Source organism: Bradyrhizobium prioriisuperbiae (genome assembly GCF_032397745.1).
GTDB classification, from domain to species: Bacteria; Pseudomonadota; Alphaproteobacteria; order Rhizobiales; family Xanthobacteraceae; genus Bradyrhizobium_A; species Bradyrhizobium_A prioriisuperbiae.
Window position 1 is genome coordinate 550,830 of sequence record NZ_CP135921.1, and the last position, 16,712, is coordinate 567,541.

6 protein-coding genes and 1 pseudogene are annotated in these 16,712 nt (G+C 61.9%); all 7 read left to right on the top strand.

Annotated features, from left to right (window positions below; genetic code table 11):
- A complete protein-coding gene (glgX, locus tag RS897_RS02550) occupies positions 1 to 2,073 on the top strand; it encodes a glycogen debranching protein GlgX (protein ID WP_315838495.1) in 2,073 nt (690 codons plus the stop codon).
- A complete protein-coding gene (treZ, locus tag RS897_RS02555) occupies positions 2,070 to 3,836 on the top strand; it encodes a malto-oligosyltrehalose trehalohydrolase (protein ID WP_315835044.1) in 1,767 nt (588 codons plus the stop codon). Before glgX ends, treZ begins: the two co-directional genes overlap by 4 nt.
- Positions 3,837 to 3,840: 4 nt before the next feature.
- Positions 3,841 to 6,612, top strand: coding sequence for a malto-oligosyltrehalose synthase (gene treY, locus RS897_RS02560; RefSeq protein WP_315835045.1), 2,772 nt, complete (start codon positions 3,841 to 3,843; stop codon positions 6,610 to 6,612).
- 224 nt (positions 6,613 to 6,836) lie between these two features.
- Positions 6,837 to 7,994 (top strand): terpene synthase family protein, encoded by a 1,158-nt coding sequence (locus RS897_RS02565; RefSeq protein ID WP_315835046.1) that lies wholly within the window; start codon positions 6,837 to 6,839, stop codon positions 7,992 to 7,994.
- 285 nt (positions 7,995 to 8,279) lie between these two features.
- The gene (locus RS897_RS02570; protein WP_315835047.1) at positions 8,280 to 8,552 is read left to right on the top strand and encodes a hypothetical protein; all 273 of its coding nucleotides are present in this window, start codon (positions 8,280 to 8,282) and stop codon (positions 8,550 to 8,552) included.
- Positions 8,553 to 9,004: 452 nt separating this feature from the next.
- The gene (locus tag RS897_RS02575; RefSeq protein ID WP_315838496.1) at positions 9,005 to 15,175 is read left to right on the top strand and encodes a HAMP domain-containing protein; all 6,171 of its coding nucleotides are present in this window, start codon (positions 9,005 to 9,007) and stop codon (positions 15,173 to 15,175) included.
- Positions 15,172 to 16,596, top strand: a pseudogene (locus RS897_RS02580) (HWE histidine kinase domain-containing protein); the annotation flags it as partial. The gene RS897_RS02575 and the pseudogene RS897_RS02580, both read left to right, overlap by 4 nt.
- Between the last annotated feature and the right edge of the window lie 116 nt (positions 16,597 to 16,712).

The window sequence follows — 16,712 nt, forward strand, 5'->3', positions numbered from 1 at the left end:
ATGCGGCTGACTGCGGGGACATCCCATCGCCTGGGCGCAACATGGGATGGTCGGGGAACCAATTTCGCACTGTTCTCGGCCAACGCCACAAAAGTCGAGCTCTGCCTGTTCGACAGCCAGGGCCGGCGCGAGCTCGAGCGCATCGTCCTGCCGGAACGAACCGAAGACGTCTGGCACGGCTATCTCAACGATGTCTCGCCGGGGCAGCTCTACGGTTATCGCGTGCACGGGCCGTATGAGCCAAGCCACGGCCACCGGTTCAATGCGCACAAGCTGCTGCTCGACCCTTATGCCAAGCGGGTGGCAGGTCGGGTGGTGTGGAGTGATGCGCATTTCGGCTACCGTGCCGGCAGTCATCGCGAAGACCTGTCGTTTGACCGGCGCGACAATTCCCGTGGCGTGCCTAAGGCCGTGGTGGTCGACGAGGTCTTCAACTGGGGCCTGCGCGAGTTGCGTCCACAGATCGCCTGGGAAGACACCATTATCTACGAAGCCCACGTCAAAGGCCTGACCCAGACCCACCCGGATGTTCCCGCGCAGATGCGCGGCACCTATCGCGGCCTGTCGTCTCCGGCGGTCATCGAGCATCTGAAACGGCTCGGCGTGACCACGGTCGAACTGCTGCCCATGCATGGCCTTGTCGACGATCGCCGCCTCGTCGAGATGAAGCTCGTGAACTACTGGGGCTACAACACACTGTCGTTTTTTGCGCCGGAACAGCGCTACGCGCCGGACAATCCGCTCGATGCGTTCCGCACCACGGTGGCGCGGCTGCACGATGCCGGCATCGAGGTGATGCTTGACGTGGTCTATAATCATACCGCAGAAGGCAACCACCTCGGCCCGACATTGTCGTTCCGCGGCATCGACAACGCCTGCTACTACTGGCTGACGAAGGACAATCCCCGCTTCTATGAAAATTTCACCGGAACCGGCAACGCGCTGAATCTCACGCATCCGCGCGTGCTGCAGATGGTGATGGATTCACTGCGCTACTGGGTCGAGCAGTGCCACGTCGACGGTTTCCGTTTCGATCTCGCGCCGACACTGGCGCGCGAACCCAATGGCTTCAATCGGGCCGGCGCCTTCCTGATGGCGATGCGGCAGGATCCAGTGCTGTCGACCGTCAAGCTGGTGGCTGAACCCTGGGATATTGGCCTTGGCGGCTACCAGGTCGGCGCCTTTCCCTCGCAATGGTCCGAATGGAACGACCGCTATCGCAGCACCCTGCGACGCTACTGGGCCGGCGAAGGCAGCCTCATTGGTGATGTCAGTTCGCGCATGATCGCCTCTCCGGATGTGTTCAAGCATGACGGGCGCTTGCCGCGCTCCAGCATCAACCACATCACCGTCCATGACGGGTTCACGCTGATGGACCTGTTCAGCTATAACGAGAAACACAACATGGCCAACGGCGAGGATAATGCCGACGGCTCCAGCGACAATCACAGCATCAATTGCGGCCATGAAGGCCCGACCGACGATCCCGAGATTCTTCGCAAGCGCTGCCAGCTGCGACGCAACCAGCTGGCCTGTCTTTTTCTGGCCCAGGGCGTGCCGCTGCTGCTGGCCGGCGACGAGGTCGGCAACAGCCAGGACGGCAACAACAACGCCTATTGCCAGGACAACGACACCGGCTGGATCAATTGGGGTGGACTGCGCCGCAAACACGACAACATGGTGGATTTCGTCGCCCATCTGACCGCGCTGCGCCGGCGATTTCCACAATTGCGCGCCAGCCATTGGGTCGCGCCGCTGGTACCCAACACGCCGAACAGCGTGCTGTGGCTGACGCCGCAGGGCAACGAAATGACGGAGACCGACTGGAAGTTTCCGGACGGGCGCTTTGTCTCGTATGTGCTTGGCGCCGTCGATTCCCACGCCCCGCTCTATATCGTGCTGAACGCGGCGTCCGAAGCCATCGCATTCACACTGCCCAAACTCGATCCCTACAGGCAGTGGGAGCTGGTGCTCGATACCACCGATGACGATCAGCTGGCGCGGCGTTTTGATCGCACGACTGCGATGGAAGCGCCGCCGCACGCCGTGCTTGCCTACGCGGGGATGCCATGAGCGCGCGCCGGTTCGGCGCGGTGCTCTCGGCGGAGGGCACCACCTTCCGGCTGTGGGCGCCGGCTGCTGCTAGCGTCGACCTCGTGCTGGATCGTCCCATCGCAATGACGAAACAGCCAGACGGCTGGTACATCGCCACGACCAAGGAAGCTGGCGCCGGCACGCGCTATCGTTTCCGGATCGATGGCGACCTTGAAGTCCCCGATCCGGCCTCCTTGTTTCAGCCGGACGACGTGTTCGGACCCAGCGAAGTGATCGACCACGGCTCCTATCATTGGCGCGCCAATACCTGGACAGGCCGGCCCTGGGCGGACACCATCATTCTCGAAACCCATGTCGGCACCTTCACTCAGGAAGGCACCTACCGCGCCATGATCGACAAGCTCGATCACCTGGTCGCGACCGGAATCACGGCGCTCGAACTGATGCCACTCAATGATTTTGCCGGCCGTCGCAACTGGGGGTACGACGGCGTGCTGTGGTATGCTCCCGATGACAGTTATGGGCGGCCTGATGACCTGAAGGCGCTGATCGACGAGGCGCATCTGCGCGGCCTGATGGTGTTTCTCGACGCCGTCTACAATCATTTCGGGCCGGAGGGAAACTATCTCGGCAGCTACGCGCCCGGCTTCTTCATGAAGGCCAACACCCCCTGGGGCGCGGCCATCGATTATCGCCAGCCGCTGGTGCGGGATTTCGCCATTCAAAGCGCCCTGCACTGGTTGCGCGACTATCGCTTCGACGGCCTGCGGCTGGATGCCGTGCACGAAATCGCTGAAGCCGGCGAGAACCCGCTGCTGCGCGATCTCAGCATTGCTGTCGGTGACCTCGCCCGGCAGACAGGCCGCATCATCCATCTGATGGTCGAGAACGACGACAATCGCGCCAGCCTGCTGGCGCCGCAGATCGATCCTCCCGACGGCCATTATCGCGCCCAATGGAACGACGATTATCATCACGCCTGGCATGTGCTGCTGACCGGAGAAAACGGCGGCTATTATCGTGACTATGCCGCCGATCCGCGCCGCTACATCCAGCGCGAACTGACGTCGGGTTTCGGCTACCAGGGCGAGCCATCCGAGCATCGCAACAACCGACCGCGCGGCGAGCCGAGCCTCGCCTTGTCGCCGCTGGCCTTCATCAATTTTCTGCAGAACCATGACCAGATCGGCAACCGTGCCTTGGGCGACCGGCTGCAATGCCTCGCCACACGCGAAGCCATCGAAGCAGCGCTTGCCATCACTTTGCTGACCCCGATGCCGCCAATGCTGTTCATGGGCGAAGAATGGGGCTCGCGGCAGCCGTTCCCATTCTTCTGCGATTTCAAAGGCGGCCTCGCGGAGGCTGTTCGCGCGGGGAGACGGCGCGAATTCCAGGTGGCTTACGCCAAATATGGAAACGACGTTCCGGATCCGTTGGACGCGACCACGTTCACATCCGCCAAACTTGACTGGCAGGAACTCGAGCAGGAGCGAAGTAGCGCTCGGCTGGCGCTGATCCGGGAGCTGCTCGCGATTCGGCACCGCGACATCATTCCGCATCTGGCGCAGGCCCGCTTCAGCCACGGCACGTCCGGCCTGCCGCCCGCCTCGCTACTCTCGGTGCAATGGATCCTTGGCAACGGACGAACGTTGTCACTGATGGCGAACATCTCCGATCAGCCGACCGAAAATCCATCCCAGTCCCATCCAGGCGTTGCGATCTGGGGCGGCGAACCGCCGTCAACGTTGCCATCCTGGTCGGTGTTCTGGCGCATGCGATAAGCCGATGACGCAGGGCATCCCGCTTGCGACCTATCGGCTGCAATTGACAGCGGACTTCGGCTTCGATGCAGCCGCGGCCGTGGTGCCGTATCTGAAGACACTGGGCATTACTCATCTTTATGCTTCACCCTTCCTGAAGGCGAGAAGCGGCAGCACCCACGGCTACGACATCATCGATCACAATGCGCTCAATCCCGAACTCGGTGGCGAAGCCGGGTTTGAGCATCTGAGCGCCGTGCTGAAGGCGCACGATCTGGGGCTGATTCTGGATTTCGTGCCCAACCACATGGGCGTGCATTTCGCCGACAATGCCTGGTGGCTCGACGTCCTTGAATGGGGCTCCGCCTCGCCGCACGCCGCCTTTTTCGATATCGACTGGGACACTTTGCCATTTCGCCGCCGGCCCGGTGTGCTGCTGCCGATCCTGGGCACATCTTATGGCAGCGCGCTCGGCCAGGGGGCGATCGAACTGCGTTACGAACCAACGGACGGCAGCCTGTCCGCCTGGTACTACGAGCACCGGCTACCGATCAGTCCCAATCGTTACGGCGAAATCCTGCAGGTAGTGGTCAACGCGGCGAATGCCGGAGACAGCGCCGCGGGCAAGGCCTTGCTGGCAATCGCCGCGCAATATCGTGGCCTGACACGGCCGCGGCGGCACGAAGCTCCTGCGATGAAAGCCGCAATTGCCGCTGTGGATGGCGGGGCGGAGGTGATCGAGTGTGGGCTCGCTACCTATCGCGCCGGTCCCGAGCGCGCGACCGAAACACTGCTGTTGCATCATCTCCTGGAGCGACAACACTATCGCCTGGCGGACTGGCGCGTTGCCACCAGCGACATCAACTATCGCCGCTTCTTTGACGTCAACTCGCTGGCTGGCCTGCGGGTCGAACACCCAGCAACATTCCAGGGCGTTCATAGGCTCGTGACCCGGCTGATCGCGGACGATAGATTGCAGGGCCTGCGGCTCGATCATATCGACGGCCTGCGCGATCCAGCCGGTTATTGCCAGCGACTGCGCCGCCTGATCCGCTCGGCCCAACCCGATCCAAGCCAGCCGTTCTATCTGCTGGTGGAAAAAATCCTCGGCGAAGGCGAGGCCTTGCCGCGCTTTGCCGGCGTTCACGGCACCACTGGCTACGAGATCCTGAACACCATCAGCCATGTGCTCATCGATAACAAAGGCCTGTCGGAATTGGACGAAGTCTGGCGGCAGGCTGCGGACCTGCGCCCCGATTTCGATCCAGTGCTGCTGCAGGCCAAGCGGCGCGTGATCGATACCATCCTCACCAGCGAATTCACGGTGCTGGCGCGGCTGCTGGCGCGCATAGCAGCCGGACATTATTCGACGCGCGACTATTCCGCAGTCGTGTTGCGGGAAGCGCTTGAGCTTTATGTGCTGTATTTTCCTGTTTATCGCACCTATTTGACAGCAACCAGCGTCTCGGCAGGCGACCGCGCCCTGATCGAAGCAACGATTGCGCTTGCCCGCGCCAACTGGCCCAATTCCGACGCCGGCATTTTCGATTTCCTGCGTGATGCCCTCACCCTCGATCTGATCGCGCCGGGCAACCCGCCGCACAGCAAACCGCGGGTGCGCCGCTTCGCCCTGAAGGTGCAGCAGTTCACCGGCCCGACCATGGCCAAGTCGCTCGAAGACACCGCGTTCTATCGCTACCATCGGCTGCTGGCGCTCAACGAGGTCGGCGGCAACCCGGCCACGCGCGAATTGCCGGTCGATGCCTTTCATCAGGCGATGGCGGATCGCGCCCGACATTGGCCGCACGCACTGACCACGACGGCAACCCACGACACCAAGCGTGGCGAGGATGCCCGCGCCCGGCTGCTGAGCCTTTCGGAACTGTCCCATGAATGGGCGGTCGGCGTCGGCAAGTGGAAGCAGCTCAACGCCCGGCATATCACGACGACCGGAAATCTTCGCAGTCCTTCCGTCGCGCACGAGTACATGATCTATCAGGCTCTGCTCGGCGCCTGGCCCCTGGACGGTCCAGATCGAAGTTTTGTCGAGCGCATGCAATCCTATGTCGTGAAAGCCGCGCGCGAGGGCAAGCAGGAGTCCAGTTGGATCAATGTCAACGAAGCCTATGAGCGGAACCTGCAGGACTTCATTGCAAACATCCTGACTCCGGACCTGTCGTCCGAATTCCTCGAATCCTTCACCCGCTTTGCGGATCGCACGTCCCTGCTGGGCGCCATGAACACGATCAGCCAGTTGACGCTGAAGGCCACCCTGCCTGGTGTACCCGACTTCTACCAGGGCACGGAGTTGTTCGATTTTTCGCTGGTCGACCCCGACAATCGCCGCTCCGTCGATTTCGAGCAGCGCCGAAAGGCGTTCGTGGATGCCCCCGTCGGTTGGCCGGACTTGACGGCCCATTGGCGCGACGGCCTCTTCAAGCTGCAATGGACCCGGCAGTTGCTCATGCTACGCCGAACTTTCCCGGACATTTTTACGCAAGGCAGCTACCAGCCGCTCGACGTTAGTGGCCCCCACAGCGATCACGTCGTCGCATATGCAAGACAGCGTCGGCGCGATACGCTGATCGTCATCGTCTGCCGGAAGTTCGCAAGGTTGACCGACGGCGGGCGCCACTGGCTCAACGTCGACCACGTCGATGCATCGATCGACATTGCGGACTTCGTGGTCCGCGACGTCGCCATTCGTGAGGCCTTGCAGTCGGGTGGCGCTTTGCCGGCATCCCTAGCGTTGAAGGGTTTTCCGGCTGCAGTTCTGCCGGCAACGATCCAAAGCTAAACGCCATCAGCCTGGCAGCCGACTTCGATTGATCCCCAGTGATAAACGTTTGCCTGTTAGTGAACAGCACTCCCTCGTCCTATCAATTGCACTGACGGGCTAATTTTTATCTCAGGATCGTCGCCACCGTCTTGAACCGTTCACTGTCGCCGATGCTCTCATCAGCAAACCCGACCTGACCATCTCCCCCATCGATGGGCGACGGCCGACATGGAACATGAGACATGAACGCGACGACGTCACAACGCATCCTACATCGCATCAGAGCCTGGGCTTTCGAGACATTGCCGACTGCACGCGAACTCGGCCGACTGCTGGATATGACAAAGGCCAGACTCCACGATTCTTCCAGCAGGCACACCAGCGCTCCGCAAAGCAGCCAACACACCAATACTGTATCCGCCGGCTCACCCCTCCGCGGTGCACCAGTTCGCGTCTCTCCACCGGCGCTCTACTGCCCGTTCCCCAGCGCCGTCCACGACGACGTCCATTCCATCGAGGAGGGCACCATTACGTGGATGAAGCGCTACGGCTACATCAAGACGCCAGGTGAGGAAGAAAGCGCCCGAAAAGCCCAGTTCGGCATCCGCGCGGCCCGCGTCCACCCCATCGGTTGCACCGAAGCGATCCAGTTCGTCTCCAACCTGACGGTGTGGCTCTTCCTGACGGATGACGTTTATGTCGAGGAGCCGGGCATGTCGCGCACCCTTTCGATCACGACCGACCACATCATCCGCTCCATTCGCATCCTTCGAGATCCGGAAGATGTCTCCTCGGGCCTGGGTGCTTCCCTGCTGGCGCTGCAGGACATCAGCCGGCACCTCAGAGTCCTGGCGACACCCGAGCAGATCGACCGCTTCGTCAACGGAATGATCGAATTTTTTCTGGCCGGCTGCTGCGAAGCCGTCTCCTTTTCCCGCAAGACACTGCCGGCGGAAGCCGACTACATCCCGGTGCGTGATGCGATCAATTGTCTGCGCTCGGTGTGCTTTGTGTTTATCGAGATCGTCGGAGGCCACGAATTGCCTGGCCCCATATGGTGCGGTGCCGATTTGCAAGCCGTCGTCGGCAAGGCCACACGAATCGTTTCGAATCACCACGATATTCTGTCCGGGCTTCGCGAGCTTTCACAAGACATCCCGATGAACCTGCCGGCGGTCATTGCCCGTGAACAGGGGCTTCCTATTACGGAGGCTTTTGCACACGTCGGCGATCAGGCGAACGCCGATATGCGCAGCTTTGTCGATATGATCAACCGCATCTTCGCCGATCAGCCAGATCCTTCGGTCAGGACATACGTCGATGGTTTGAAAGCCTGGATTCGAGGGAACCTCGACTGGAGCCTGACGACAGGCCGTTACCGCGTCTGCGATTACGTCTGATCGGAGCTGCCACCTCATCACTCGTTCTTGAAGCGGACGTTCGTGATCACGCTGTCGGGAAGATTTGGCCGGCGGTGCGAATATCGCGCCCATACAGCGCCGGTCCCCGGTGCCGCCTCTATCGCTGGTGCCATCTCGGAGATCCATTTTAATCAATCGGGCGAGATCGTGGTCACGAAGTGGCACATCTCCTTATTCGCGACGTGAACATGGCGGCCCTGTTGCTTGGCATTCAGGATGACTAGCTCATGATGGCCTGCAACAGAAAGCACTCAGGACAGTTCGATGACGAACCATCTGACGAGCCAAGAGACAATCCAGGATAACGGCGATCTGCGCCAAGATAACGTGGTGTATTTCTCGAAATCCCTGGAACTTCGCGCTAGGGCGCTCGAGGTCGCCCGACGCGCGCGCGCATGCCCCATCGGCCCCGCACGCAACAAGCTGCGACAGATTGCGCGGGCGCTCCGAGCCTTGGCGGATAATGAAGCCTGGCTGCACGGGCGGATCGAGCCGCGCAGACGGCAGTATGGTCGGCGCAACGCGCACGGTGCCTAGCCGGGTCAATCCTTCTTCGCGATCGATTGAGAGCCGGTGCCACGCCCATGAACGCTTGTCGAACAGGCCACGGGAATCGACACCGGAACGAACTCGGCTCTCCTCCAACGGGTAGACCGGCGTTAACTAAACTCTAAACCAGCTCCCCATCGGGAACCCACGCAAAAATTTGCATTTTTGCGGGGAACCTTTGCACCTGTAAGCCATTGTGCGTCATGCGGGAACTCGTTCGAGCTGGCTCGCATGACATTTCAATGGCAGGGCCACATGCTTTTGGGTCGATTGTCGGCAGACCATCCACTCCATTTCATTGCGGACATTCCATAGAACCCAATGCAGGGGGAAAGTAGATGCAGAACGGCCTCGATCCGGGTCTGACCGCAGTTGATTCGTTGATACCATCCGAAGGCAATGGTCAGCATCTGGAAGCGCTGCTGGTCGCTCTGCAGGCGATGCGCGCGGGTGATTTCTCGGTACGGATGGCCGGCAATCAGTTCGGCATCGAAGGCAAGATCTCCGATACCTTCAACGAGATCGTCGCGGCCAACGAGCGGATGGCAAAGCAGCTCGATCACGTTGGCCAGGTGGTCGGCCGCGAAGGCAAAACCCGACAACGCTTGAAGGTCGGTCTGTCCGGCGGCGCCTGGGCCGAGATGGAGGGCTCGGTCAACACCCTGATCGACGATCTGCTATGGCCGACCCGCGAGGTGACGCGCGCGGTCGCCGCCGTCGCGCAAGGCGACCTGCTGCAGACGGTGAAACTCGATGTCGAAGGCCGCCCGCTCAAGGGTGAGTTCCTGCAGTCCGCGACCATCGTCAACACGATGATCAAGCAACTCAGCGTCTTCACCTCGGAAGTGACGCGTGTGGCACGTGAGGTCGGCACCGAAGGCAAGCTCGGCGGCCAGGCCCAGGTGCCCGAGGTGACCGGTGTGTGGAAGGACCTCACCGAGAGCGTCAACTCGATGGCGAACAACCTGACGGGGCAGGTCCGAAACATCGCCGAAGTAACGATCGCGGTGGCGAGCGGCGATTTGTCGAAGAAGATCACTGTCGACGTGCGCGGCGAGATCCTGCAACTCAAGGAAGCCATCAACACGATGGTCGATCAGTTGCGCTCGTTCGCCTCGGAAGTGACGCGCGTGGCGCGCGAGGTCGGCACCGACGGCAAGCTCGGCGGCCAGGCCATCGTCCCCGGCGTTGCCGGCACCTGGAAAGACCTGACCGACTCCGTGAACGCGATGTGCGGCAACCTCACCGCACAGGTCCGCAACATCGCCCAGGTCACGACCGCGGTGGCGCGTGGCGACCTGTCGCGAAAGATCACCGTCAACGTCTCGGGCGAAATCCTGGAGCTGAAGGACACCATCAACACCATGGTGGACCAGCTCAATGCCTTCGCCTCGGAAGTGACGCGCGTGGCGCGTGAAGTCGGCACCGAGGGCAAATTGGGTGGTCAGGCCGCCGTACCCGGCGTGGCCGGAACCTGGAAAGACCTCACCGACAACGTCAACTTCATGGCGTCCAACCTGACCGCGCAAGTCCGCAACATTGCCGACGTGGCCTCCGCCATCGCCGGCGGTGACCTGTCCAAGAAAATCACCGTGAACGTGTCGGGCGAGATCCTTCAATTGAAGGAAACGCTCAACACCATGGTGGACCAGCTCAATGCCTTCGCCGGCGAAGTGACGCGTGTGGCGCGCGAGGTCGGCACCGAAGGCCGGCTCGGCGGCCAGGCCAATGTGCTCGGCGTCGCCGGCACCTGGAAGGACCTGACCGACAGCGTCAACTCGATGGCGAGCAACCTGACTGCCCAGGTCCGCAACATTGCCGCGGTGACGACGGCGGTGGCCAATGGCGACCTGTCGAAGAAGATCACGGTTGACGTGCGCGGCGAAATCCTGGAGCTGAAAGACACCATCAACACCATGGTGGACCAGCTCAACGCCTTCGCCGGCGAAGTCACCCGCGTGGCGCGCGAGGTCGGCACTGAAGGCAAACTCGGCGGCCAGGCTCTGGTGCGCGGCGTCGCCGGCACCTGGAAGGATCTCACCGACAACGTCAATTCGATGGCGAGCAACCTCACCGGACAAGTGCGCAACATCGCCGAGGTGGCGACTGCGGTCGCGAAGGGCGACCTGTCGAAGAAGATCACTGTGAACGTGTCGGGCGAAATCCTTCAGCTGAAGGAAACGCTCAACACCATGGTGGACCAGCTCAACGCTTTTGCTGGCGAAGTCACCCGCGTCGCCCGCGAAGTCGGCACCGACGGCAAGCTCGGCGGCCAGGCCGCAGTGCCCGGCGTGGCCGGCACCTGGAAGGACCTGACCGACAACGTCAACTTCATGGCGTCGAACCTGACCGCCCAGGTTCGCAACATCGCCGACGTCGCCACCGCGATCGCCGGAGGCGATCTGTCGAAGAAAATCACCGTGAACGTGTCGGGCGAAATCCTTCAGTTGAAGGAAACGCTCAACACCATGGTGGACCAGCTCAACGCCTTTGCCGGTGAAGTCACCCGCGTCGCGCGCGAAGTCGGCACCGAGGGCCGGCTGGGCGGCCAGGCCAATGTGCCGGGTGTCGCCGGCACCTGGAAGGATCTGACCGACAGCGTCAACTCGATGGCTGGCAACCTGACCGCCCAGGTCCGCAACATCGCCGAAGTCACCACAGCCGTTGCGCGCGGCGACCTGTCGCGCAAGATCACCGTGGACGTGAAGGGTGAAATCCTCGAACTCAAGAACACCATCAACACCATGGTGGATCAGCTCAATGCCTTTGCCTCGGAAGTGACACGGGTCGCCCGCGAGGTCGGCACCGAAGGCAAGCTCGGCGGCCAGGCCGAAGTGCCGGAGGTCGCCGGCACCTGGAAGGACCTCACCGACAACGTTAACTTCATGGCCTCCAACCTCACCGCGCAGGTGCGCAACATCGCCGAAGTGGCAACCGCCATCGCTGGCGGCGACTTGTCGAAAAAAATCACCGTGGACGTCCGCGGCGAGATTCTGCTGCTCAAAGAGACCCTCAACACCATGGTGGAGCAGCTGCGCTCGTTCGCCGCCGAAGTGACCCGCGTCGCGCGCGAGGTCGGCACCGAGGGCCGGCTGGGCGGCCAGGCCGTGGTGCCCGGCGTCGGCGGCACCTGGAAGGACCTCACCGACAACGTCAATCTGCTGGCCGCCAACCTCACCACCCAGGTGCGTAACATCGCCGAAGTCACCACCGCGGTGGCGCGCGGCGACTTGTCACGCAAGATCACCGTCGATGTGAAGGGTGAAATCCTCGAGCTGAAGAGCACCATCAACACCATGGTGGACCAGCTCAACGCCTTCGCCGGCGAAGTCACGCGCGTCGCCCGCGAGGTCGGCACCGAGGGCAAGCTCGGCGGCCAGGCACAGGTGCCCGGCGTCGCCGGCACCTGGAAGGACCTGACCGACACCGTGAACGTGATGGCCGCCAATCTTACCGAACAGGTGCGCGGCATCGTCAAGGTGGTGACGGCCGTCGCCGACGGCGATCTCAAGCAGAACCTCACCGTCAAGTCCAAGGGCGAAGTCGCGGCGCTGGCCGAAACCATCAACAACATGACCGGAACGCTGGCGACGTTCGCCGATCAGGTGACGTCGGTGGCGCGCGAGGTCGGCGTCGAGGGCCGACTCGGCGGCCAGGCCAACGTGCCCGGCGCCGCAGGTACCTGGAAAGACCTGACCGGCAACGTCAACCTGCTCGCGGCAAACCTGACCACCCAGGTCCGCGCCATCGCCGAGGTGGCGACCGCCGTGACCAAGGGCGACCTGACGCGATCGATCCAGGTCGATGCGCGCGGCGAAGTGGCCGAGCTCAAAGATAACATCAACACCATGATCGGCAATCTGCGCCTGACCACCGATCTGAATACCGAACAGGACTGGCTGAAAACCAACCTCGCCCGCTTCACCAACATGCTGCAGGGCCAGCGCGATCTCGCCACCGTGGGACGCCTGCTGCTGAGCGAACTCGCACCGCTGGTCAACGCCCAGATGGGTGTGATCTATCAGGTCGAGAACGAGGACAATCCACAGCTGCGATTGCTGTCGGCCCATGCTCAGGACGGCGCCAATCCGCACAAGCCGATCGTCGAGTTCGGCGAAGGGCTGATCGGCCAGTGTGCCGTCGACAAGCGCCAACGCCTTATCTCAGACGTTCCCTCCCGCAACATCACCTCGGCCTTGCTGCGCGTCGCGCCGCAAAATCTCGTCGTCCTTCCGGTGCTGTTCGAGAATCAGGTCAAGGCGGTGATCGAGCTGGCGTCGATTTCCGCGTTCACGGCATCGCAATTGACCTTCCTGGAGCAACTGACCGACAGCATCGGCATCGTGCTCAACAGTATCGAAGCAACCATGCAGACCGAGGGTCTGCTGACGCAGTCGCAGCAACTCGCTGGTGAATTGCAGACCCAGCAGAAGGAATTGCAGCAGACCAACGAACAACTCGAGCAAAAAGCGCAGCAGCTCGCGGAGCGCAACGTCGAGGTCGAGCGCAAGAACCAGGAGGTCGAACAGGCCCGCCGGGCGCTCGAGGAGAAAGCGAGCGAACTCGCGCTGACATCGAAGTACAAGTCCGAGTTCCTGGCCAACATGTCGCACGAGTTGCGCACGCCGTTGAACAGTATCCTGATCCTTGGCCAGCAACTGACCGACAATCCCGACGGCAATCTCAGCGCCAAGCAGGTCGAATTCGCTCGCACCATCCACGGCGCCGGCACCGACCTGCTCAACCTGATCAGCGACATTCTGGATCTGTCGAAAATAGAATCCGGCACCGTCAGTGTCGACGCCGAAGAAATCCTGGTCTCCAACCTGCTCGACACCGTCGCGCGGCCATTCCGACATGAAGCCGAGGACCGTCAGCTTTTGTTCGAAGTCAAGGTCGATCCGCATCTCAGCCGCAGCATCGTCACCGACTCCAAGCGGCTGCAGCAAGTGCTGAAGAACCTGCTCTCCAATGCCTTCAAGTTTACCCAGGGCGGCAGTGTCAATCTCACGGTGTCGGCCGCGATCAGCGGCTGGAGCCCGGAAAATGCCGTGCTTGGCAAGGCCGCCGCCGTGGTCGCCTTCGAGGTGTCGGATACTGGCATCGGCATTCCCCTGGAAAAGCAGAAGATCATCTTTGAGGCCTTCCAGCAGGCCGACGCCAGTACCAGTCGCAAATATGGTGGCACCGGATTGGGCCTGGCCATCAGCCGCGAGCTTGCGAGCTTGCTTGGCGGCGAGATTCATCTCGACAGCAGACCCGGAATCGGCAGCACCTTCACACTCTACTTGCCGCTGAAATACGAAGGACCGATCGTCACGCCGCAGACGGTTCCAGGACCGCGCGCACGCCCCGAACTCGCCGTCATTTCCTCCACGTCCGGTCAAGAGCGTGCCGTCGAACAGGTGCCTGATGACCGGCTGACCATCGAGCCCGGAGATACCATCCTGCTGATCGTCGAGGATGACCCGCATTACGCGCGCGTACTCGCGGACCTCGCGCGGGACAAGGGCTTCAAGGTCCTGGTCAGCGCCCGCGGCATCGAGGCGCTGGATCTCGCCAAGCAGTTCCAGCCGACGGCAGTATCGCTCGACGTATTCCTGCCCGACGTGCTGGGCTGGACCGTTCTCAGTCAGCTCAAGCAAAATCCTCTGACGCGGCACATTCCGGTGCAGGTGATTACGCTGGACGAGGACCGGCAGCATGCTTTGTCACGCGGCGCCTTTTCCTTCGTTACCAAGCCGACCACCACCGAGGGCGTCAAGGAGGCGCTCGGGCGGATCAAGGAATACACCAAGCCGCGTCGCAAGCGCCTGCTCGTGGTGGAGGACAACCAGGCTGAGACGATGAGCATCAACGAATTGCTCGGCCATGACGATATCGACATCGTGACCGCCGAGACCGGCAAGGAGGCGCTTGCCGCCATGCGCCGCGACAATTGCGATTGCGTGGTGCTGGACCTGCGGCTGCCGGACATGAGCGGCTTCGATGTGCTGGAGGAAATCCGCAAGGACAACAAGCTCGCCGACACCCCGGTGGTGGTGTTTACTGGACGGGAGCTGTCCGCCGATGAAGAGGCCAAGCTGCATACCATCGCCCGCAGCATTGTCGTCAAGGGCGTGGAATCACCCGAACGCCTGCTGGACGAAACGTCGCTGTTCCTGCATCGCGTCGTCACCAATCTGCCATCTGAAAAGCAGCGGCTGCTGGAGCGACTCATTACCTCCGACGACGATCTGATCGGCAGAACCGCGCTTCTGGTCGACGACGACGCCCGCAACATCTTCGCATTGAGCAGCGTGCTCGAACGGCGCGGCATGAAGGTCCTGACGGCAACCACCGGTTCTGAGGCGATCACGCTGGTCGAGAGCAGATCGGAAATATCGATCGTGCTGATGGACATCATGATGCCGCAGATGGACGGCTACCAGACCATCGGCGCGATCCGGCAAAATCCGGCCTTCCGCCGGCTTCCCATCATCGCGCTGACCGCGAAGGCGATGAAGGGAGATCGGGAGAAATGCCTGGAGGCCGGCGCCTCGGATTATCTCGCCAAGCCGGTGAATACCGAGCAGTTGCTGCTGTCCCTGCGCATGTGGTTGCACCGATGAGCACCGTAACCGAACGCAGCAGGATCAATATCCTCCTGGTCGACGACCAGCCAGCCAAGCTGCTGGCTTATGAGGCGATTCTCAAGGATCTCGACGAGAATCTTCTCATCGCCTCTTCGGGGCGCGCAGCATTGGAATCCCTGCTCAGGAACGACGTTGCCGTCATTCTGATCGACGTCTGCATGCCGGAGCTCGATGGCTTCGAGCTCGCGTCCATGATTCGCGAGCACCCCCGGTTTCAGAAAACTGCGATCATTTTCGTGTCCGCCATTCAAGTGACGGACCTCGACCGCCTGCGCGGCTATGAGATGGGCGCCGTGGATTACCTGCCGGTGCCACTGGTGCCGGAAGTGCTGCGGGCCAAGATCAGGGTCTTTACCGAACTTTATCGCAAGACCCGCCAGCTCGAGCAGCTCAACGCTGAACTCGAAGCCCGGGTTCGGGCGCGCACTGCCGAACTGGAAGCATCGAACATCCGGCTGGTCGAAAGCGAGCAGCGACGGACCCTCGCTTTGGCCGCCGGCAAGATGGGATCGTGGGACTGGGATCGCGTCAAGAACGACCATCTGTGGGACGAGGGTCAGTATCAGATTTTCGGCGTGGATCCGCAAAGCTTCGCGGTCCGTCTCGACACGGTGCGGCCGATGATTCATCCCGAGGATATCGCAGGCCTACGGGATGCTATCGACAGGATCCATCAGGGCGCGCCAAGCTGCGAGGTTGAGTTTCGCATCATCCGCAGCGATGGCGAAGTTCGCTGGTGCCTCTGCACCGCGGCCTCGACGCTCGACGGTCATAACAACGTCGTGCGTGTGAGCGGCGTCACCGTCGACATCACGGAGCGGAAGAAAGCAGAAGAACGACAGGCGCTGCTGGCCCGCGAGGTCGACCATCGCGCCAAGAACGCGCTGGCATTGGTGCAATCAATTGTGCGGCTGACTCGCGCGGACGATATCCCGAGTTACATCAAGGCCGTGGAGGGCCGTATCACCGCGCTGGCACGGGTTCACACGGTGCTGGCTCAGGCCCGCTGGCAGGGCGCCGACATTCGTGGCCTGATCGATGAGGAGCTCGATCCCTATCAGGTTCGCGACACGAAGCGCGTGAGCATCGATGGCCCTTCGGTCCTGCTGCAGCCCACCGTTTCCCAGACCCTGGCCCTCTCGATTCACGAGTTGGCGACCAACGCCGCCAAATACGGCGCATTATCGGTGCATGAGGGACACATCGACATCCGCTGGTACATCGATGGCGATGATCTGCGCCTGACCTGGGAGGAGAGCGGCGGCCCGGCCGTCAGTGAACCCACGACGCGCGGTTTCGGCACCCGGAGTGTCATTGCCAGTATCGAAACGCAGTTGCAGGGCGAAGCTAATTTTGAATGGCGGCCGAAAGGGCTGATCTGCCAAATCCGGATTCCCGACCAACAGAGCTTGCCCGTTGCATCGAAGGGCATAGAGTCGAGCGGTCATCGGGCTGAGACCGCGGAGCTTGCATTCACGGGGTCAAACGTCCTGCTCGTCGAAGACGAGGTCAT